The 22167-nt window shown below is 42.5% G+C and carries 18 protein-coding genes; 10 read left to right on the top strand and 8 right to left on the bottom strand.

Features of this window, described 5'->3' with window-relative positions:
- Positions 1–42 precede the first annotated feature (42 nt).
- A complete protein-coding gene (locus K1X66_07055) occupies positions 43–1437 on the top strand; it encodes an MBL fold metallo-hydrolase (GenBank protein MBX7158127.1) in 1395 nt (464 codons plus the stop codon).
- A gap of 24 nt (positions 1438–1461) precedes the next feature.
- Here the strand turns inward: K1X66_07055 and K1X66_07050 are convergent, their stop codons facing one another.
- Positions 1462–2121: a DUF1573 domain-containing protein gene (locus K1X66_07050; GenBank protein ID MBX7158126.1), complete on the bottom strand. Its 660-nt coding sequence runs from the start codon at positions 2119–2121 to the stop codon at positions 1462–1464.
- Positions 2122–2206: 85 nt separating this feature from the next.
- Here K1X66_07050 and K1X66_07045 point away from each other — a divergent pair, with 85 nt between their 5' ends.
- The 3 genes from K1X66_07045 to rfbA are packed head-to-tail and all read left to right on the top strand — an operon-like array spanning position 2207 to position 5029.
- Positions 2207–3085 (top strand): sugar nucleotide-binding protein, encoded by an 879-nt coding sequence (locus K1X66_07045; protein ID MBX7158125.1) that lies wholly within the window; start codon positions 2207–2209, stop codon positions 3083–3085.
- A gap of 5 nt (positions 3086–3090) precedes the next feature.
- On the top strand, positions 3091–4146 hold the full coding sequence (gene rfbB, locus K1X66_07040) for a dTDP-glucose 4,6-dehydratase (GenBank protein MBX7158124.1): 1056 nt from the start codon (positions 3091–3093) through the stop codon (positions 4144–4146).
- Between the two features lie 7 nt (positions 4147–4153).
- Positions 4154–5029 (top strand): glucose-1-phosphate thymidylyltransferase RfbA, encoded by an 876-nt coding sequence (gene rfbA / locus K1X66_07035; GenBank protein ID MBX7158123.1) that lies wholly within the window; start codon positions 4154–4156, stop codon positions 5027–5029.
- A 14-nt stretch (positions 5030–5043) separates the two neighbouring features.
- Here the strand turns inward: rfbA and K1X66_07030 are convergent, their stop codons facing one another.
- The 7 genes from K1X66_07030 to kdsA form a co-directional block, all read right to left on the bottom strand.
- On the bottom strand, positions 5044–6276 hold the full coding sequence (locus K1X66_07030; protein MBX7158122.1) for a 4-hydroxy-3-methylbut-2-enyl diphosphate reductase: 1233 nt from the start codon (positions 6274–6276) through the stop codon (positions 5044–5046).
- Between the two features lie 60 nt (positions 6277–6336).
- Complete coding sequence (locus K1X66_07025; protein ID MBX7158121.1) at positions 6337–6558, bottom strand: hypothetical protein; 222 nt, start codon at positions 6556–6558, stop codon at positions 6337–6339.
- Between the two features lie 14 nt (positions 6559–6572).
- The gene (rpiB, locus tag K1X66_07020) at positions 6573–8753 is read right to left on the bottom strand and encodes a ribose 5-phosphate isomerase B (protein MBX7158120.1); all 2181 of its coding nucleotides are present in this window, start codon (positions 8751–8753) and stop codon (positions 6573–6575) included.
- 67 nt (positions 8754–8820) lie between these two features.
- Complete coding sequence (locus tag K1X66_07015) at positions 8821–9843, bottom strand: hypothetical protein (protein MBX7158119.1); 1023 nt, start codon at positions 9841–9843, stop codon at positions 8821–8823.
- Positions 9844–9849: 6 nt separating this feature from the next.
- Positions 9850–11094 (bottom strand): phosphoribosylamine--glycine ligase, encoded by a 1245-nt coding sequence (purD, locus tag K1X66_07010; GenBank protein MBX7158118.1) that lies wholly within the window; start codon positions 11092–11094, stop codon positions 9850–9852.
- A gap of 3 nt (positions 11095–11097) precedes the next feature.
- Entirely contained in the window at positions 11098–11910 is an 813-nt protein-coding gene (locus tag K1X66_07005; protein ID MBX7158117.1) for an MBL fold metallo-hydrolase, read from the bottom strand.
- Between the two features lie 4 nt (positions 11911–11914).
- Positions 11915–12715, bottom strand: coding sequence for a 3-deoxy-8-phosphooctulonate synthase (gene kdsA, locus K1X66_07000; protein MBX7158116.1), 801 nt, complete (start codon positions 12713–12715; stop codon positions 11915–11917).
- Between the two features lie 141 nt (positions 12716–12856).
- Here kdsA and tadA point away from each other — a divergent pair, with 141 nt between their 5' ends.
- Genes tadA through K1X66_06970 form a run of 6 tightly spaced genes read left to right on the top strand, consistent with a single transcriptional unit; the run spans position 12857 to position 22157 of the window.
- Positions 12857–14527 carry a Flp pilus assembly complex ATPase component TadA gene (tadA, locus tag K1X66_06995; GenBank protein MBX7158115.1) on the top strand — a complete coding sequence of 557 codons (1671 nt, stop codon included), beginning with the start codon at positions 12857–12859 and terminating at the stop codon, positions 14525–14527.
- A complete protein-coding gene (locus K1X66_06990; GenBank protein MBX7158114.1) occupies positions 14527–16185 on the top strand; it encodes a GspE/PulE family protein in 1659 nt (552 codons plus the stop codon). The genes tadA and K1X66_06990 overlap by 1 nt, the downstream gene beginning before the upstream one ends.
- Positions 16186–16191: 6 nt before the next feature.
- A complete protein-coding gene (locus K1X66_06985) occupies positions 16192–17451 on the top strand; it encodes a type II secretion system F family protein (protein MBX7158113.1) in 1260 nt (419 codons plus the stop codon).
- A 30-nt stretch (positions 17452–17481) separates the two neighbouring features.
- A complete protein-coding gene (locus K1X66_06980) occupies positions 17482–18798 on the top strand; it encodes an alkaline phosphatase (GenBank protein ID MBX7158112.1) in 1317 nt (438 codons plus the stop codon).
- Positions 18788–21595 (top strand): hypothetical protein, encoded by a 2808-nt coding sequence (locus K1X66_06975; protein MBX7158111.1) that lies wholly within the window; start codon positions 18788–18790, stop codon positions 21593–21595. The genes K1X66_06980 and K1X66_06975 overlap by 11 nt, the downstream gene beginning before the upstream one ends.
- A gap of 37 nt (positions 21596–21632) precedes the next feature.
- Positions 21633–22157, top strand: a complete 525-nt coding sequence (locus tag K1X66_06970) for an SRPBCC family protein (protein MBX7158110.1) — start codon at positions 21633–21635, stop codon at positions 22155–22157.
- The last annotated feature ends 10 nt before the right edge of the window (positions 22158–22167 follow it).

The raw sequence follows: 22167 nt of genomic DNA, 5'->3' as shown, positions 1-22167 counted from the left end.
TGGCAAGCAAAATACTTACCCTACAACAGACATCATATTCGAATGAAAATTACATTTTGTGGCGCCGCTCGAACGACAACAGGTTCGAAACATCTCTTAACCATCAATGGCAAAAAAATCCTATTGGAATGCGGTCTTTTTCAAGGCAAAAGACAAGAAAGTTTCGAAAAAAACCAACACCTACCCTTCGATCCCGCTTCTATTGATATCGTAATTCTTTCTCATGCTCACATCGATCACAGCGGCAATTTACCACTACTTTGCAAACAGGGATTTAATGGCAACATCATTTCAACTTTTGCCACGCGCGATTTATGTCAGTTAATGTTAGCGGATTCGGCTAAAGTGCAGGCCGCAGATGTGGCTTATTTGAATAAGAAACGCCTTAAAAATAATTTAACACCTTTAGCCCCCTATTACACAATCGAAGAAGTCGAAAAATGTCTGGAACAATTCGTTACCATTAACTACAGACGCCCATTCCAAATTTGCGAGGGAGTCACCCTAACATTTTATGATGCAGGCCACATTTTAGGTTCTGCTCAAGTTTGTCTAGATATCGTGGAAAATGGCAAAAAAAAGCGATTACTTTTTTCGGGTGATATCGGTCGTGGCAATAATGACTTACTTCGCGATCCTGAAGCGGTAACAGACGTTGATTATCTCATCATGGAAAGCACCTATGGAGCGCGAGAACATGAAACTGCTACCATTGCCACTCACCAACTGTGTGAAATCATCAATCGCAATCTCGAACGACGCGGAAAAATTCTGATTCCAGCATTTGCAGTCGAACGCACCCAACAATTGATTTATATTTTCCATCAAATTCTAACACAAAATTGCATTCCTCCTCTGCCCATTTACATCGACAGCCCTTTGGCCGTAAACACAACAGAAGTTTTTCGGCTGCATCCGGAATGTTTCAATGAAGAAGCTTACAACATTTTGTTCGAAAAAAGAGATCCTTTCGGTTCCGAACACATCACTTACATTCGACAAGTCGCTCAATCCATGGAATTAAATCATAAACCAGAACCTTGCATCATTATTTCAGCTTCCGGCATGTGTGAAGCAGGCCGTATTTTACATCATCTTCGTAACCATATCGAAGATCCTTCCACCACGATTTTATTTGTCGGCTACTGTGCAGAAAACACGTTAGGAGCTAAAATTCGTGCAGGTGAAAAACGCGTTAATATTTTAGGCGAATCTTTTCAGGTCAATGCCCACATTGAAGCGCTCGATTCTTTCAGCGGTCACGCTGATCGAAGCGAATTATTGGATTATGTTGAAAAAATTCAAGGCGCTAAAGAAAAAATTTGGCTCGTTCACGGCGAACCGGAACAATCAGAACCCTTTTCCTGTGAATTAGCCCAACGCTATCCGCAAAGCCAAATTACTGTTGCTGATTATCTTCAAGAAGTGGATTTGTAATAAATTCTTAAATTTTCCTAGCTATTAATTAACAATCACGCGAGCTGCTAAAGCGCTAAACATTTCGCTATTGGTTCCTGAAATCGTTCGAATACGCAATACACTCATAATAGGCTCGTCCGTTTTCCAAGGCTTCACTTCCACTTCGTAAAATTTTCCACTTTCTTTCACCTTGAGTGTTGTCTCAATCCATTCATGTGAACTTTCCACGCCGGTTACTTTCAGCGGGACGATGCCAGTCGTTTCTAATTTTATAATTTTAACGGCATTGGTTTCACCCCTCTTCCATTCCAAGATATTGGGTTCGATCTTCAAAATTTCCGGCAAATGAATTTTGAAGGTTAAAAATGTTGGCGGCTGATTTGTTTCATCCGTTTTGACAATAATGGTTTTTTGCTGAAACCCAGTTCGAGCTCCCACATTAAATTCTACCGGAATAAAACCACTTTCTTTGGGCTCGTAACGTTTTTTCTCCAAAGCTGCAGTGGTGCAACCGCAAGAGGTTTGAATTTCTTGAATCGTTATCGCATCGGGACCCGCATTGGTAAAATAAAATTGAACGGCCACTTTTTGAACCAAATTCGTGGGACTGACTTCAATTTCTTGCTTTTCCCACGTTAGCCCAGCAAAAATTTGAATATAACTAAGCAAACATAATCCGATACAGACAATCGCTTTCATCATTTTAGTCACTAGTAAACCATAGATTTTGGGATTTCCCAACAAAAACCTTGCGAGACATCGTGCGACCACTTATGAAACCAGTGCTATGGTTTTATTGTTAGGAGGTTCCGGTTATGTAGGCTCGGCTTATCAAGCCTATTTTCGGCAACGCAATATCGCTTTTCGTAACATCCGACGTGCCGATGTCGATTACGCCCAACGCGATAATCTCGTAGCTTTATTAAAAGAAATAAAACCTGAATTTTTATTAAATGCCGCGGGTTATACAGGAAAACCAAACGTGGACGCTTGCGAAATCCATAAAACAGAATGTCTTTTTGGCAACGCGGTTTTGCCAGGCGTCATTCAGCAAGCGTGCGAATTGACTCAAACCCCGTGGGGACACGTCTCCTCCGGCTGTATTTATTCGGGCGATAAAGGAGGCAATGTCAATAATCCACAAGGATTTACCGAAGAAGATAAACCCAATTTTAGTTTTCGCCAAAATCACTGCAGTTTTTACAGCGGTTCAAAAGCATTGGGAGAAGAAATTTTAGCAAGCGCCCAAGCTTGTTACATTTGGAGACTTCGCATTCCGTTCAATGAAGTGGATAATCCGCGTAATTATTTAACTAAACTCATGCGCTACGACACTTTGTTTGAAGCTCGCAACTCCCTTTCTCAATTAGACGAATTTGTGCATGCCACATGGAGTTGCTGGGAAAAACGCGTGCCCTTTGGCATTTATAATGTCACCAATCCAGACTCCATCACCACCAAAGAAGTTGTGAACATGATCCAAGCCAGTGGCGTGTGTGAAAAACCATTCAAATTTTTTAGCGACGAAAAAGAGTTCATGACACAAGCCGCCAAAACGCCACGTTCCAATTGTGTGATGGACACTCAAAAACTGCAACGTTGCGGTATTATCATGCGTCCTGTAAAAGAAGCTCTGCAACAAGCTCTAAAAAATTGGAAGGCTTAGCAAACGTGAAGATTTTAGTTACAGGCGGTGCGGGTTTTATTGGATCCAATTTCATTCGCCATCTTCTCTTCCAATCTAAAGTTGAAAATGTGGTTAACCTAGATCTGCTCACTTACGCGGGTAATCTTGATAACCTAAAAGATTTAGAAGCAAATCCTCGCTATCACTTTATTCATGGCAATATTTGTGACCAATCACTCGTAGAAAAAATTCTCTTAGAACATAATATTAGCGCCATTGCTCATTTTGCCGCCGAATCACATGTCGATCGTTCCATTGAAGGGCCGGAAGCCTTCCTCAATACCAATGTGATTGGAACATTTCGCCTGTTGGAAGCAGCCAAAAGTTATTGGAAAAAACTAGCCCAAGCAGATGCGAAAATATTTCGTTTTCTACATGTTTCAACGGACGAAGTTTTTGGTTCGTTACAATCCAACGAACCTGCATTCTGCGAAACAACGTCCTACGCTCCCAATAGCCCCTATTCCGCTTCCAAAGCGGCTAGTGACCATTTTGTCCGCGCTTATTTTCACACTTATCAATTCCCTGTGCTTACGACAAATTGCTCAAATAATTATGGTCCCTACCAATTTCCAGAAAAACTCATTCCTTTAATTATCTTAAATGCTTTGGAACAAAAACCTCTACCCATTTATGGGGACGGTTTAAACGTTCGCGACTGGCTTTATGTGGAAGACCATTGCCGCGCTATTTACCAAGTCTTGCAACAAGGCAGACTCGGTGAAACTTATAACATTGGTGGACTAAACGAAATGACCAATCTGGAAATTGTCAAAGCCATCTGCGCCTTACTCGACCGTTTTTCGCCAGCCAGTCAATCGCACGAAAAATTAATTACCTTTGTGCCCGATCGACCTGGTCACGATCGACGTTACGCCATGAATTGCGAAAAAATTGCACAAGAATTAGGTTGGCGTCCTCAAGAATCATTTCACACCGGTTTGGAAAAAACTGTAAATTGGTATTTAACCCATCGCGAATGGTGCGAGGCGATCACCTCTGGAAAATATCGCAGAGAACGTTTAGGATTGTTAACATAAATTAACTATGAATCGCAAAGGCATCATCTTGGCAGGAGGCTCTGGGACGCGGCTTTATCCCATAACACGCGCCATTAGCAAACAGCTTATGCCGGTTTATGATAAGCCGATGATTTATTACCCTCTTTCGGTTTTAATGTTAGCGGACATTCGAGATATTTTAATTATTTCTACACCTAATGACTTACCCCTTTTCAAACAGCTTTTTAATGATGGTAGCCAATTTGGTCTTCGCATTTCCTATGCTGAACAACCTAAACCCGAAGGATTAGCTCAAGCATTTCTCATTGGCGCTGAGTTCCTCAATCAACATCCCGCTTGCCTGGTTTTGGGTGATAATCTTTTTTTTGGTCACGATTTTTCTGATATTGTTAACGACGCCACACATCAAAGCGAAGGAGCTACTATTTTTGCTTATCCTGTAGCCAATCCTGAAAGTTACGGCGTAGTAGATTTTGATAAGCAAGGCAACGTTTTATCGATTGAAGAAAAACCCAAAAAACCAAAATCCAATTGCGCAATTCCCGGCCTGTATTTTTACGATGAAAAAGTGGTTTCTTACGCACAAAATTTAAAACCCTCAGCACGTGGCGAATTGGAAATCACCGATCTCAATCGCTGCTACCTGGAACAAAAAACACTTAAAGTAAAACTACTTGGCCGCGGCACAGCCTGGCTCGACACCGGAACCCACGAATCGCTGTTAGAAGCCGCAAATTTTGTCGAAGCCATTCAACATCGCCAAGGGTTAAAAATTGCTTGCCTCGAAGAAATCGCTTTCGAAAAAGGTTGGATTAGCAAACAACAACTAGAAGCTTTAATTCAAGACTTGGGCAAAACCGAATACGCCGCCTATTTGCAACGTCGTTTTTTTCAGAATTAATTTACTTTTAAAAATTAACTGGCTTTAGGAATTAAATTTTCCACAGAAATACCACGCAAAAAGAAAAGTCGACGAATCGTAGATTCAATAATATTGTTTGGGCAAGAGGCTCCTGCTGTGACACCTACTGTCACTTTACCTTTTGGTAACCAATTGGAAGTGATAATCTCTTTTTTCTCGTGAAGATTATAGTGTGAAATATTTTCTTCAGAAATCAGTTGATCCGAATTTTTGATAAAATAAGTCGGCAACAAAGACTCGCCCATTTCAGCTAAGTGCGTGGTATTGCTGCTATTATATCCGCCCACTACCAATAAAAGATCTAAAGGTTGTTTCAACAAATGCTCAAGCGCATCTTGCCTCTCTTGAGTCGCACCACAAATCGTATCAAAAAACCGAAAATGCTTAGGCGCTTCCACGGAGCCATAACGATCGTCAATCGCTTTTTGAATGCGACGTTGCACTTCTTCTGTTTCACCGCGCAACATAGTGGTTTGATTCGCTACACCCACATCTTTCAAATGCAAATCTGGATCAAATCCTACAGAATGACACCCTTCAAATTTTTTCAAAAATTCCTCTTTATTTCCACCTTTGCGAATATAATCGCACACATAATCGGTTTCTTCCAAATTAAACACGACCAAATAATGACTCGAACCATCTTCCGAAAGCGCTCGCGAACTTGTGGCTTTCGTCTCTTCATGCCACGCTTTGCCATGGATAATAGATGTCACTTTTTCCCGGGAATATTGGCGCACGCGTTTGTAAACACTCATGACGTCACCACAAGTCGTATCAACAATTTGACATCCTTTCGCCTTCAAAACATCCATCGTTTTTACTTCAGCGCCAAAAGCCGGCACAATCACTACATCGTCGGCAGTAATAAAATTTAAATCATAACCTTCTTTTTCCTCTTTCAAGGAATGAATACCCAACTCGCGCAACTGATGATTGACCTCAGGATTATGAATAATTTCGCCTAGCAAATAGATCTTTTTATTGGGAAAAACTTTAGCTGACGCATAAGCCAAATCAATGGCTCGCTCTACCCCATAGCAAAATCCAAACGCCTTAGCCAAACGCACGGTCAAATCCCCCGCAGTCAGAATGCCTCCCGAAGAATGTCGAGCATATTCGACCAATTCACTGCGATAATGACTTTCCACTTGTGCTTGCACCGCGCTCATGACATCGGGCGTTCGTAAATTAACTTTTTTAGGTGCAGCAACAGGTTGAGACATATCTATTAAATTAAAGCTATTTTACCCAATTACGCAAGGCTTTCCCCAAGGAATGATGAATTATAAATCCTCATCTGTAATCGTGGTCGCCTCACGTGATCCTAAAATCTTAGCTTGTTCCACCACGGCTTCTTCACGTTCATCAAAACGATAAGATTTACAAACCGGACATATGACCGTGGACTGCTTAACAATCGAACCACAACCTTCGCAGACTTTATACTCGGCAGGCTGCGCAATGATTTTTTCCGCTTGTCGTGCTCTCTCCTCTAAATGTTTCATGACCTTCGATAATTTTAATGTGGCAAAGGATAACGTTTCATAATCTGCCTGACTTGCTCGCGAATACCTTGAATCGCCCTTTCATCCTGACGACTCAACAAAACATGATGAATCAAATCAGCCACTTCAAACATCTCCTCCTCTTTAAAACCCCGTGTGGTTACTGCGGGCGATCCTAAACGAATACCTCCAGCCTTAAAAGGAGATTGTTTATCAAAAGGAATGGCATTTTTATTCACAGTAATACCTGCACGATCCAAAACTTCTTGCGCTTCTTTGCCCGTTAACTGTTGCGGTTGCAAATCCACTAACATGAGATGATTGTCCGTACCACCTGAAACAATACGAAATCCATTGCGCTTCATCCCCTCGCAAAGAGCTTTGGCATTGCGAACCACTTGCTTTTGATAATCCACAAAACCCGGTTGCAACGCTTCATAAAAACAAACCGCTTTCGCCGCAATCACATGCATCAAAGGCCCGCCCTGAATTCCAGGAAACAATAGCGCATCAATTTCTTTAGCATATTTTTCGCGACACAAAATCAAACCACCACGCGGCCCTCGCAATGTTTTATGCGTTGTCGACGTCACAAAATCTGCCACTCCAATCGGTGAGGGATGCAAACCCGCCGCAATCAACCCGGCAATATGAGCCATATCGACAAATAAATAAGCGCCTACCGCATCTGCAATTTCTCGCAATTTCGCAAAATCAATCACTCGCGAATAAGCAGAAGCGCCCGCAGTAATCATCTTAGGACGATTTTGCGACGCAAGTTGAGCGACATGATCGTAATCGATCGTTTCTGTTTTTTCAGAAACCCCATAATGAACTACATCATAAAATCGACCTGAAAAATTCATCGGATGTCCATGCGTCAAATGACCACCGTGCGATAAATCCATCGTTAAAATTTTATCGCCTGGCTTTAAAACACTAAAATAAACCGCCATATTGGCCTGGCTTCCAGAATGGGGTTGAACATTGACATGTTCCGCACCAAATAATTTTTTTGCCCGCTCAATTGCTAAACTCTCCGCATCATCAACAAATTCACAGCCTCCATACCATCGGCGGTTGGGATAGCCTTCTGCATACTTATTGGTCAAGCACGACCCTTGCGCTTCCATCACAGCGCGACTGGTAAAATTTTCAGAAGCAATCAATTCAATATTTTCACTTTGCCGCTTCAACTCTGCCTCAACTGCCCTGAAAATCTCTTCATCACTTTTCGCTAGAGCCGCATTGCGATTCAATCGATTTTTCCCATACACCTCAATTTGACACACACGCCTTTCATGACGTCCTCCAGCAAAAGGTGTGGTTAGCCAAGTTTTGAAAATTGATTTTGCTTTTTCAAAACTCACCTCATCCGCCGATAAACATAATACATTAATATCATTATGTTCACGACTCTTTGCCGCCACCGCCTCATCGTTCAACACCGTAGCGCGCACTCCAGGAATCCGATTCGCCGCAATACTCATTCCAATTCCACTCCGACAAATCAAAACTCCAAAATCACTTTCATGATTAGCAACTGACAAAGCCACTTCCTGAGCGTAACCCGGGTAATCCACCGACTCAGCCGAATTGGTACCAAAATCGGTGACTTGATAACCTTGCTCTTTTGCCCAATTCACCAAATTATTTTTCAACTCATAACCGCCATGGTCTGCGCCAAAAGCCAAATGAATTCGACCACGATGCCATCTCATGGCCTGATCAGGATTTTCCGAGCCCTTAAGAAAATTCTCCAAATAGGGTAAACTTTGCTCAAGCTGTTTTCTCACAGCAATATAATGTTCCAACGATCCGCCAAACGGGTCACCGATTTCCAAATTGTGCAACGATTGATGAGATGACTCAAATTCCCGCATTAAAAACACTTTGTCAGCCGCAGCAGGAAACAACATTAATATCATGTCCAAATGACCATATGTCATCACAAAAATCAGATCCGCCCATTTCACCAATTCCGGAGTAACGGGTTGGCTACGTTGATGGCTAATATCAACTCCTAATTCACGCATCGCTAAAATGGCGTTATGACTTGGGGCTTGCCCCAACCCTGCAGCTAATCCAGCACTTTGCACCTCTACTGTTTTTAAACGATCACGCAACAACGCCTCTGCCATCGGACTTCGACAGATATTGCCTGTACAAACAAAAAGAATCTTTTTTCGATTCATGAACAATATTTTATGGGCTTAACTTTCATTACAAACTAAAGCAGTCGTCAAGATTGCCAATTCCTTTTTAAAGATTTTTCAAAATTTGACTCCCCAATAAAATATCCAACCCCGTGCGCAAAGCAATATCGCTCGCTTGTCTTTTCTCTTCACTGGATTGAGCTGGCTTAGATTTTTCTTGAGCAACGTCTTTCTTTTCCACCAATGCCGCCTCATTATTTTTTACTTCTTTTTCTTCATCAAAAATAAATGCAGTCAAATCATCGCTTGCAGCTTCCTGCTGCAAAATGAAACGCTCTTCATCCAAATCAATCGCCACCTTCACATCTGCCTCTACCTTGCCAGAAAATGGCACTTCTTTATTGGCAAACACCGCTCGCTGCGTGGGAATACGATAAAATGAATCGCGAGCGCCCATCCATTCTGATATTTGCACTGCCATCCCAGCCGATTGCGTGCCCACAATCACAGCCCGTTTATTGCGACGCAATGATTCCGCCATCACCTCGCCAACTCCTCGCGTGTCTTCATTCACAATCACTACAATAGGAATCACAACATTTATTGGCTCATCTTGGGATTGATAAAATTTTTCTGTTTCATCTGAGGCAGCCAAACCGAACAAAGAACTATTTTTAGAAACCCAAAACGAAAGAAATTGTGCTAATTCATTATAATGAAAAAGATCTTTCCAACCTCGCACGTCAATCACAATTCCTGCCGGCGGTTGACTTTTTAAGCGACTCATTAATCGATTACGATAATCCTTCGCATTCCTTTCATTTTTTTTATCGCTAAGAAATTGTAATAATAAAAAAGAGCGTTGATTAAAAACAACATTCCTCTCCTGAAAATTCTGGAAAAAAGAGAGCGATTCACTCAAAGATTCTGAACTCACCTCAAACCCTCGCTCTATCTTCTTTTTTAACCCTACAATCAATGCTTCATTTAGTACCGTTGCATCCAAAGCCTGCGCATCCACGTAATTGGAACGAAGCAAAGTTAAAAGCTCTTCTGTCGACTGGATTTCTGCCCTTCCCATCAAAGCAACCACGCAGCCTATCAATATCAATAACCGAATTTTCACCATATCTTTTTATCCTAGCCAATCTGCAGCAATATCGGAACGATAAATTTCATCATCAAAATTTCGTTCATTAATCAACGTGTCGACTTTTATTTTTGCCCCTTTTCTCGTCGCACCCCAAGCCGATAAAGCTAAAATACGACCACCTCGAGTAAAGAGTCGCCCTTGTTTTTGATGCGTTCCCGCATGAAAAATTTTTATCCCCGAGGTTTCTTCGGGCAACATGATCCTTTGCTCCTTCTGACTAAAACTAGGATAACCCTTCATCGCTTTCACCACCGCTACGCTAAATCCTTGAACTTGCAAAAAATTTTTCTCCCTCAACTTTCCTTGCGCTAAATTTTGAAAAACTTCCAACCAATTTCCTGACAAAATTTGTGCCAAAACCAAAATCTCGGGATCACCAAAACGACAATTCAATTCCAAAATTTTCAAACCCTCTGCCGTCTTCATTAAACCCACATAAAGCACACCCTGATAATGAATTTTTTTCTTCTCCAAAGCGTCTAATAACGGTTCCACAATCTCCGCTTTCAACTCCTTTTCAGAAACATTATCCAAAGGACCGCATGCGCCCATCCCCCCCGTATTGGGTCCTTGATCACGATTTTCTAATCGCTTGTAATCCCTGACCAAAGGCAAAATAATAAATTGCTTCCCAGACACCAACAAATGCAAAGAAAACTCTTCCCCTCGCAAAAATTCCTCAATCAAAATAGTTTCACCGGCCACGCCAAAAATTTTTTCTCCCATCAATCGGTCAACCACTGCGTAAGCCTCACTCGAATTATGAACGATCCAACTACCTTTGCCACTCGCCAAACCGTTAGCTTTAATAACTCGTGGGAAAGTGGTTTTACTAAGATAAGTTTTGGCCTCTGAACAATCCGAAAAAATTTCTGCAAAAGCCGTCGGCAAATGATAACAATGCAGCAATCGTTTAGTAAACGCTTTATCCCCTTCTAATCGGGCTGCTTCCTGAGTCGGTCCAAAAATTTTCAAGCCAGCTTTTCGAAAACGATCTACAATTCCCAAACACAATGGTGCTTCAGGCCCGACCACAGTTAAATTAATTGAATTATCACGAGCAAAGTGCAACAAATTCTCAATGTCGTCAGCCTCAATCGTAACATTTTCTGCTAAGGAGCCAGTACCACTATTGCCCGGAGCGCAAAAAAGTTTTTCACAATAATCGCTCAATCGCCAACAAAGCGCATGTTCGCGCGCTCCATTGCCGACTACTAACACCCTCATAAATTAAGGCGTTGTTTCAGAATGAGCTTCCGGTTTTTTCTGGGCCTTATCATCTTTCGACTTTTCAGGTAGGGTTGGCGCATCAGAAGGCGTTTTTAAAACCCAAACCTGCAACGATTTTGGCAATTTAGCCGAGGAAAGAATTAACTCATTCGAGTTCAATTCTTTTACCGGGATTTCCGGATTTTTCTTTAAAAATTCTTCTAACGAGCCCAAACGAAAATTCTTAGAATAAGATGTCGCAAAAAAAGCCGGCACCAAAACTTTTGCGCCAAGAGCTTTTACCGTTTCCACCATCTCTTCAGGCAACAAAGATAAAGGATGGCCGATAGGAGCAATAACAATATCAATAGGACCGATCGACTCCAAATCATCGCCGCTTAATTTTTGACCTAAAGCGCCTAGATGCGCGATCCGAATATCGCCCGTTCGAAAAGAAAAAATCACATTATTCGCGCCATTACTCCTTTGGCTACGAGTGCCAAAAAATCGCATGCCATTGGCAACATTGAGTCCTAAACCGGTAGCGCTGCGATAAACCTGCGGATTACCACCGACTTGCTCTGCCGCATTAGCCTCGTTGGATTCATGCGTGATCAAAACAATATCCGCCTCGAGAGAGGCCGGTAATTGATAAGGAAATAAATTGCGATCATAAGGATCAATCGCAACGTGAATACCCGTAGCCGTCGTTACAATAAAATAACCATGTCCCAACCAAGTTAATTTCGCTTGAACGGAACGCTGCCACTCCTGAGCCCCTCCGCGAGTCATTCCCAAACTCAATAAAAGACCTAAAATCATTATTTTTTTCATAGCACTATCCCTCCCTCACTACTTTTCGAATCGCGGCCAACTCACGCAAAATTTTCGGCACATCTTTTAATAATAATTGATTCGGTCCATCTGATAAAGCTTTCTCCGGTTGAGGATGCGCCTCAAAAAACAACCCATCAATCCCCACCGCCATCGCAGCGCGCGCCAACACAGGCGCCAATTCGCGATCGCCGCCCGTTGCTCGACCTAATCCCCCCGGTCGTTGCACGGCATGTGTGGCATCAAAAATAACTGAGGCGCCTAATTGCTTCATCCAAAACAAACCGCGCATGTCCACCACTAAATTATTATAACCAAACGTCGTACCGCGCTCAGTAATAAAATATTTCTTGGCACCCGCGCTTCTTAATTTTTCCAAAATAGGTTTTACATCCCACGGACTCAAAAATTGACCTTTTTTCACGTTAACCTTGCGCCCACTTTGGGCCGCTGCAACAAGCAAATCGGTCTGACGACACAAAAAAGCAGGAATCTGCAAAATATCGGCCACTTCTGAAACTGGTTTCACTTCTTCAACAGAATGCACATCCGTTAAAATGGGAATTTGAAATCGGCTTTTCACCTTTTCCAAAATGGCCAGCCCCTCCCTCATTCCCAACCCTCGAAAACTCGCATGAGACGTGCGATTCGCTTTATCGTAACTTGCCTTAAAAACAAAATGAAATCCCACTTCATGGGAGACTTCACATAACTTTTCGGCAACTTGAAAACAAAGTTTTTCTGATTCAATAACACAAGGCCCCCCAATAAAAAGGAACTGATTAGGATTCGCATTTTTTCGCATCGGCCTTAGCTAAGCATTTTCTCAAGAGTTTGAAAATTCATAAATCGTATTTATAGTTGTCAATACTAAGGTCGGATTTTAATTGAAATATATTTTAAAAAACATCTTGGCATTTCGCGACTTAATTCTAACTTCATACTTATGGCAGGACATGAGCCGATAGTTTTGGATTTATTAAAGGATGTTGGACTCATCACAGATCAAGACATCGAATCGGCCAAGGCGGAAGCTCAAAACAATCGTCAAAGCGTTCTGGATATTTTAGTCGGAACAGGTCATCTCACTCAGCTGGATGTGACAAAAGCCATCGCCAATACCGCTGGCATCGAATTTATCGATCGCATTGAAGACATTCCCGAAGAAGTCATTCATTCCGTTCCGAAACATATCGCCAAGCGTTACCGATTTTTCCCTTTAGAGCGAATGGAAAATTTATTGCGAATTGCTTTGTCCGATCCATTTGATCTGGAAACCATCGACAGTATTTCATTTTTATTAAAAACCGAAATTGACCCGGTTGTTGTGCCTCTGACAGAAATTGAACGCGCCTTAGTGGAGCATTACGGTTCGTTAAGCGATTTAGAAGAAGAAAAAGAAAACGAAGCATTAGAAGGACCCGATCTCACGAACGTTTCTGCGGAGGATGCTCCCATTATTAAACTCGTGCATTCTTTAATTCTTGAAGCCCATAAATCGCGAGCGAGCGATATTCATATCGAACCGTTGGAAAAAAAACTGCGAGTTCGCTATCGCATTGATGGTGTTTTGCAAGAAATGCAAGGTCCGCCAAAAAGTTTGCAATCAGCCATTGTCAGTCGCATCAAAATCATGTCTAACATGAGCATTGCAGAAAAACGTCTACCTCAAGACGGCCGAATTCAACTCTCGGTAGGCGCCAAAACTATTGATCTTCGTGTTTCCAGTGTGCCCACCAATCATGGGGAAAGTATTGTCATGCGTATTTTGGACAAAGGTAGTCTCATGCTGGGCTTGCCTGAACTGGGTTTCCTTTCCGACGATCAACAGGTTATCGAACGCATTCTTGGTTTTGCCGATGGCATTTTTCTTGTAACCGGTCCTACGGGTTCAGGAAAAACTACCACGCTTTACGGCTGTCTGAATTATCTGAATAAGCCCGATCGCAAAATCATCACAGCGGAAGATCCCGTCGAATATATTTTGCCTGGCATTAATCAAGTGCAGATCAATGAAGATGTCGATATGACATTCGCTGCTGCTTTGCGCTCGATGCTGCGTCAAGCCCCTAACATTATCATGGTGGGTGAAATTCGCGATGCAGAAACCGCAAACATTGCTATCAATGCCTCGCTAACAGGTCATTTAGTCTTCAGCACCTTGCACACTAACGATGCTCCAGGCGCCATCACGCGTTTGGTCGATATCGGCGTAAAACCCTTTTTAGTCGCTTCATCATTAAAAGCGGTCATGGCCCAACGACTCGTTAGAAAACTTTGCCCGAAATGTAAACAACCTCACGATCCCTCCGAATCCGAACTACAATCACTCGGCATTAAACCCAGCCAAATTACCGAGGCAAACTTTATGGAAGCCGTGGGATGCGAAGCCTGTTTAGGTAGCGGCTACAAAGGTCGCTTGGGTATTTTTGAAATTTTTGTTCTCAATGATGAAGCACGTCGCATGATCACAGAAAATGCTTCTCACGCAGAACTTCGAGCACGCGCACGACAACTTGGCATGAGAACTTTGCGCGAAGATGGCATCCGCAAAGTGCTAGCGGGCATCACCTCGGTTTCGGAAGTATTGTCAGCTACTATGGGAGATAAAGCTTAATGGAAACCGATCCTCTTCTTTCTTTTCTTTCGGAGCAAGGCCAATTAACACCTGACCAATTTCAGGAAGTTTACGAAGAACATCATCGCTCCGGTAAACCTATTCCTGACGTTCTATACGATTTTGGCATCTTTGATGAAACAAGCCTTTATCAAACCTTAGCAAACTTGTTAGGCATGCCTTTTATTGATCTTAATAGCATCGAATTTCGACCTGATATTCTTAGCCAAATTGATCCTCAAACCATTCGTCTTCAAGAAGCCTTACCCATCAACTACGATTCCAATTCTATTACTATTGTTTTAACCGATCCATTAAATATTCAAGTTCGCGATGATCTAAGTTTTGCCACCAACAAAGAAATTAACATTTCAGTAGCGTTGCCGTCCCAAATTCGAGAAAAACTGCAAAGTTACTTCGGGCACGTCAAAGTTTCTGCCGCGGATATCGTTCAAGAAATTGCACCTGATATTGCCAAAGGCGATCTGGAACAAGCCGCGAATGCGGCTCCTATTGTCAAATTCGTTAACACCGTGTTGATGCAAGCCATTCAAGCGCGAGCAAGCGACATTCATTTTGAACCGTTTGAAAGCGAATTCAAAATTCGTTACCGCGTCGATGGCGCTTTGTATGAGATGACGCCACCGCCTAAATCGCTAGCGCTTTCGGTCACTTCACGAATTAAGGTTATGTCAGCACTCAACATCGCTGAGCGTCGCATCCCTCAAGACGGTCGCATACAAACTACTATGGCGGGACGCAATGTGGATTTGCGCGTTTCGACACTTCCCACGCAGTTTGGGGAAAGTGTGGTTCTGCGCGTGCTCGATCGTTCTACAGTTAATCTATCGCTTGAAACGTTGGGCATGCCGAAAAAAATTTTTGATTATATTTGCAATATCATCGAAAAACCCAACGGCATTTTTATTGTGACAGGTCCTACGGGTTCAGGAAAAACGACGACTCTTTATTCTTGTTTGAATCGCATCAATACTATCGACTCAAAATTACTCACGGTCGAAGATCCAGTGGAATATGACATCGAAGGCATTCAACAAATTCCTGTGAACGAAGGAATCGGCCTGACTTTTGCGCGAGTCTTGCGCGCTTTCTTGCGACAAGATCCCGATCGCATCATGGTTGGAGAAACGCGTGATGTGGAAACAGCCACCATTGCCATTCAAGCTTCGCTCACAGGCCATTTGGTGTTAAGCTCATTACACACTAACGATGCTCCAGGTGCAATCACGCGCTTGATCGATATGGGAGTGGAACCTTATTTAATTTCTTCATCGCTCGAAGGAATTCTCGCACAACGCCTGATTCGCAAAATTTGTCCTGAATGCCGCACCCCTTACGAACCCGACGAAGCCGCCTTGAGCACTATCAATCTTTCCCCACACGATGTAGGCGATCGAGTTTTTTATTACGGTCGCGGTTGCTCCAATTGTAATGGAACCGGATACAAAGGTCGAAAAGGTATTTATGAACTTTTGGATGTTACCGATCCGATTCGGGAGTTGATTAACGCCCGTTCCCCTTCTATTGTCATTCGTCAAAAGGCAATCGAACTAGGCATGCAAACTTTACGAGAAGATGGTCTACGTTGTATTTTTGATGGTGAAACCACAATTGAGGAGGTAGTAAAATATACCTAATAATTTATGCCCAATTATAATTATATCGCAATTGATCCCCGAGGCCAACAAGTTGCCGGCTCCTTGGACGCGCCTAATGAAACGGAAGCTGCCTCCCTCATTAAACTCGAAGGCTACTTTCCCACACAAATTACTGAAGCCGCAGTCGCAGGCATCGAAACCGAAGCAACCGGCATTACCACACAAAAAAAATCTTTGTTTGGCCCAGGAAAAATATCCAGCAAAGCGTTAACCGTTTTCACCCGACAATTAGCCACTTTAATCGATGCCGGATTACCTCTTTTGCGCGGTCTTCACACCTTGGCAAACCAAGAAAAAAATAAAACACTTCGCGGCGCGATTGTTGAAATGTCGAGTTCCGTAGAAGGCGGTAGCACTTTTTCTGAAGCTATGGCTTCGCATCCCAATCTTTTTAACAAACTCTACGTTAACATGGTCAAAGCTGGTGAAGTCGGAGGTGTTTTGGAAGTGGTATTAACGCGTTTGGCAGAGTTTCAAGAAAAAGCTCAAAAAATTAAGAATAAAGTGATTTCGGCCATGATTTATCCCGTCATTGTTTTGTGTATTGCGATTCTTATCCTCACTTTCTTGCTCATTTTTATTGTGCCTAAATTCCAAGAAATTTTTCGCGATATGTTAGGCGATAAACCTCTCCCTCCCCTGACCGAATTCGTCGTTGCAGCCAGCAACTTAATGAAAAACAATTTCTTAATCATTGTTGCCGTGGTAGTGGGTTTAATTATTGGCTATAAACTTTTTGCCCGCACCGCTTCAGGACACGCTCTTTTGGATCGCGCCAAACTGAAATTTCCCTTGTTAGGCGTTTTAGTGCGTCTGACCGCTATTTCACGATTCGCTCGCACATTAGGCACGTTGGTTTCTAGCGGCGTTCCCATTTTGCAAGCGCTTAATATTACTCGCGAAACGGCCGGCAACCAAGTTTTAGCCAACGCTATTGCCCAAGTTCATGACAGTGTAAAAGAAGGAGAAAGCGTAGCCGTTCCTTTGGAGGCTTCGGGCGTGTTCCCCCCTATGGTGATTAGCATGATCGGCATTGGTGAAGAAACCGGACGCTTGCCTGACATGCTCATTAAAGTAGCCGATGTTTATGAGGACGAAGTGGATAATGCTGTTGCGGGACTCACTTCACTTTTGGAACCATTGATGATTGTATTTTTGGCGTTGATCGTAGGTGTAATTGTCGTGGCGCTTTTCTTGCCTTTGATCAGCATCATTCAAGAACTCAGCGCGCAATCTTCAGGCTAGCGCTCCTTACGTTGATATGATCACTGCCTTATGGCAACACGCATTCAATTAACCTTAGCAGCCGTTGTCGCTTGCTTTGGGGTATTCGCGTTTTTTTATATCAAAAGCTATGTGACGCCTAAACCTCATGGCGTCATAGTTTTTTTAGTTCATGGATTAAGTCCAGAACTTTTAACTTTATCACGCGCTTACGATGAAGGATTAAAACATGAACTCTATCTGGATCAACTTACCGATGTCGCGCTTCTAAAAACTTACTCCGCAGACAGTCTCATTCCTGATGAAGCAGCCGCCACGATGGCCATCGCTACGGGCAAAAAAACGCCCAACGACACACTAGGATTCGACACCAAAAATCATCGTCTCGATAACTTGGTCTATCGCGCACAACGCAAAGGACGGCAAACAGGTCTCATTACCACGGGAAATGTAACCGATCCCACTCCTGCCGCTTTTTATGCTAATACCAAAAATCTTGCTAATCGCACGGAAATCGCAGCTCAATTCATGGATTCTTCTCAACTTGATATTCTTATGGGCGGCGGGAAAAGTGTTTTTCGTCCCCCCTCCGAAAGTTATCCAATAGGCTTGCGCCAAGATGGACGTAATCTCATGCAAGAAGCGAAACAAAGAAAATTTTCTGTCATCGAAAATGCGGATGAATTGGAAGATTTATCGGTTTGGAGAGCGGGTCGCGTGCTGGGTCTTTTCGATGATGCCGAACTGCCTTATCGCGCCGATCTTTCCTATTGGTTTCCCAATCAAAAACGTCCCACTCAACACCCGTTATTATCAGACATGGTGCGACGCGCCATTGAACTGTTACAATATCGAGTGGGCGGCTATTTGCTTGTAGTGGATAGCGCTCTAACGACTCGCGCCATTGCTCAAAATCAAGCCAAACGCGCTGTCGGAGAAATTTTGGATCTGGATATCGCCGTAAAAACCGCCCGAAAATATGCTGGCAAAAATGCGCTTATCCTCGTTATTTCCGGTTACAATATGGGTGGATTAACAGTGCACGGTTCTTTCCCGGCCACAGCAAAAGGCAACATCTTTTTTGAATCTCAAACCAATAGTATATCCACCATCACTTGGATGAGCGGCCCTGGAGCATTACCTCGAACCCCCAAAGAACAAGCAGAATGGCAACGCTTGCAACAGCAAGGTTTGCTCCAAACCAATTCGCTCACACCCGACTATCGCCAAACCGCCTTTCTTCAATCGCCTCAAGCTCTGCCTACCGCCGGCGATAGTTTGGTGCTTGCTTCTGGCCCCGGCGCAGAAAAAATTCATGGCATATTGGAAAATACAGACTTATTTGAAATGATTAACAGTGAGTTATAATCCCGCTCCTAAAACTACTCCAACCCGTCTCGCCCAATATCGAACTCTGGAAGACGTGTGGCAAGACAACTTGCGTAATTGGTTAAAACGCGCTTCATCTCTAGCTTCTGAACAGCCCTGTTTTTTAATTTTGCCTCATCTATCACAAAGCCAATGGATTCGTATACGAGCCGCGCAAGAAAATATTTCGATTTCAGACATCACCTTCCTTGATCTCGCGCTTTTGCGAAGCGAACTTTGTCATCACCAACACCTCCCCTACTTTTCGATTGAACCTTCCGTTTTCGAATTTTCTCTTCAAATGATTGCCAGTCAGCAATCTTCTGCAATAGCACAATCCGTAGCTTTGCAGCCAGCCTCTTGTCTTCAGGCCATCAAAGATTTGACTCGCGCCCACTGGTCTTTGGATTCCATTCCCGATTCACCTCTTCCTCCCTTTTCTAAAAATTGGAAAGAAAAAACGCAAAAAACTAATCAATGGCACCCCGACATAGAGCAAACTTTATCCCAAACAACTAAAAAAATTCCAAAAAATTGGATAACTTGCTTGATCGGTTGGGATGCTGAATTCTTACCTCATTTATCTCTTCTCCAAACCACTTTTTTACTAAGCCAAGACATGGAAATTTACGTTCCCATGCCACGCATTACAGGGCGCGACCCCGACGTGTTATGGATTCAAACCTTAGAATATCATCTTCAAGTGAATTGCGAAACCTGTCGCGATAGCGGCTACGAATCCGCTAATTTTTCGCTCGTTAGCAACCTATTTTTAAATCAAAAAAATCATGCACCCTCATTAAAACTTTTTTCGGCGAAAGATGAGTCGCAACCAACTCAAGTTGTTCTTCAGCAACTAACATGCCAAATCTCCCACAACTCCACCGACTTACCCATAGGCATCATCGCACCACAAGATTCTCCCGCCACAATTGAACTCATCCATCACTTACAGCAAAAGGCTATCCCCTTTCATCACGAGTTCGAACTGCGCTCGTCTCCGTCTCTTACTGATCAATTTTTTCTGGCTTATTGGGATTACATAAAAAATCAATGTCACATCGAAAAATTTATTATTTTAATCGAAATTTTAAATGAACTTTCCCTGCCTAATTCAGCATTCATAGATCCCATCGAGACCAGAAAACGTTTTTATTATCTCTTTCATAGACTGCCAACGACTCAAACTTTCACCCTCGCCAAACTACTCAATCCCCAAAACTCTCTCGATAAAACGTTGCTCCATTTGATTGAAAAATTGCCTCCCTGGCCTCAAACTTTAACTTGGTTAGAAGCGCAAGATCGATGGAAACAAGTCGCAGACCTTTTTTCACTTCCCTTTTCCTGGGAAAAATATTTTCCCGAAAATATTAGCTCTCTTTTTGACCCTAATCCTGCACCCAAAGAAATCATTTTGAATTTCATCAAAAAATTAATTTCTCAAAATAACCTTCAAAAACCCGATTTTAAAACTTTATCTCCTCTCATTCTCACAACACTTTCTCAAGCCACGCATCGCCAATGGTCGCATCTCATTTTTCTCGAATGCAATGAATCCGTCTGGCCTTCCGCCCCTACTTACCATGCTTTTTTAGAGGATGAGCTTCGAAAAAAACTAAATCAACTTCGCGCACCTCACCAGACTTACCTATTGACCAGTGAAGACTACACAGTTTTAGAAAATCGCCGATTCTTAGATCTCTGCGAAAACTGCCAAAACTCCATTACTCTCATCACCCGCGAAATGGATTCTTCTAATCCTTCTACCCCATGCTTTCCCAATAAATGGTTTCGACAATGTTTAAACTTATTTCCAGATTCCTTGCAATCAGTTGACTGTTTACCTTTAAAACCTTTAACTTCTGCTACACCTCTTATATTTGATAAAAATGAATTCATTGCCATTCATCAATCTCGACAAAATCCTGAAAAACCTTTTGATGAATATAACTTTAACCTGTCTGCACTTTCCAACTTTACCAAAAACTGGAATGGCAGAACGATTCACCAAGCACTTTTATTCCCAGCCACCTTTGCTTTAAAAACATTTCTGGAAGCCGAATCAAACGCGCACTATCAATTTCATTTCAATCTCAATAAAACAACAGGAATTTGGACTTGGGATTGGATCAAAACGGTTTTTCAAACGTTGGCCACAAAAAAACCCTGGACCAAAGAAACTTTTTTTCATGAGCTAGATCAAACACAAAAACATTGGTCAAAAGAACTGACACACTATTTGGAAATTGATCCTCTCCCACTTTGGTGGAGCACACTAATTGAAAAATCATTCTGGATGGCTAGCCAATGTCTCAATTATCTCTGGGAAACATTGCCCAACTATACTGATTATCAAGTCACTCCCACTTTTCGAATCAATTCCCCGATATCTTTAGACGTTCATTGCGATTTGCTTTTCATTCAGGAAGACAATGACAAAAATCACTCCTGGCATGTGATCCATTTTTATCCCAACTATTTTAAAGGTATTAATTCTTTACATTTAGAACAAAACCAAGGCCTCCAATTAGCTGCCTATCTTGCCATTCCATCTTCTATCAAGAATATCACAGTTAGCTGTTTGTCACCCTATCAAGGTTTAATAAAAATTTTCACTGGAAAAGATTGGGAAGCAGCTCTCCCTTATTTTAAGAAATTGGCTACCCTACAAAAACAAAATTGTTTTGGCATGAAAGGCCCTCTTTATCATTCTAACCAAAAAACAGAAACACTTCCCTTGGCAACACGCCCTATTTCCGAAAAAATCTTAGCAGCCAAACAAGCCCTCACGAACTAAATCTTGAGAAATGTTAATAAAATGATATGAAAAAATTATGATTAAAAAAACTTTCTGGGGATTACTCTTGGTTTTTGGCGCTCTTTTTATCGTTGCCACTTTCATGCCCCAGCAATGGAAAGTTGAAAAGTCGACAGTCATTCAAAAAGATGCATCCGTTATTTACCCTTATGTTTTGAACTTTAAAGAGTGGGAAAAATGGTCTGCGTGGACCAAAGAAGATTACGATCCTACCATCACTTATAGCTACGAAGGAACGGAAGGCGAAATTGGTTTTAAACAATATTGGCAAGGTAAAAGAGGTTCTGGCATTTTAACCTTAACCCAATTCATTCCCAATCGCTTTGTTCAATATCGACTTGATATGGATCAATACACCTTAAACGGCGGCATAGAACTTCTCCCTCAAGGCTCAGGCACTTTAGTCACCTGGCGCTGTTACGGTGATAATGGCAAAAATCCTATCTCAAAATCCATGCAGCTCGTCTTTACACCGCTCATTGAAGAGGATTTCAGAAAAGGCCTCGCTAAACTCAAAGCGCAACTGGAACAGGCCCCTTAAAAAGCGGCTT

The organism is Verrucomicrobiia bacterium (genome assembly GCA_019694135.1).
In the GTDB taxonomy this organism is placed as follows: domain Bacteria; phylum Verrucomicrobiota; class Verrucomicrobiia; order JADLBR01; family JAIBCM01; genus JAIBCM01.
Note: the sequence above shows the minus strand (reverse complement) of the source record. Positions and strands in the feature narration are given on the sequence as shown.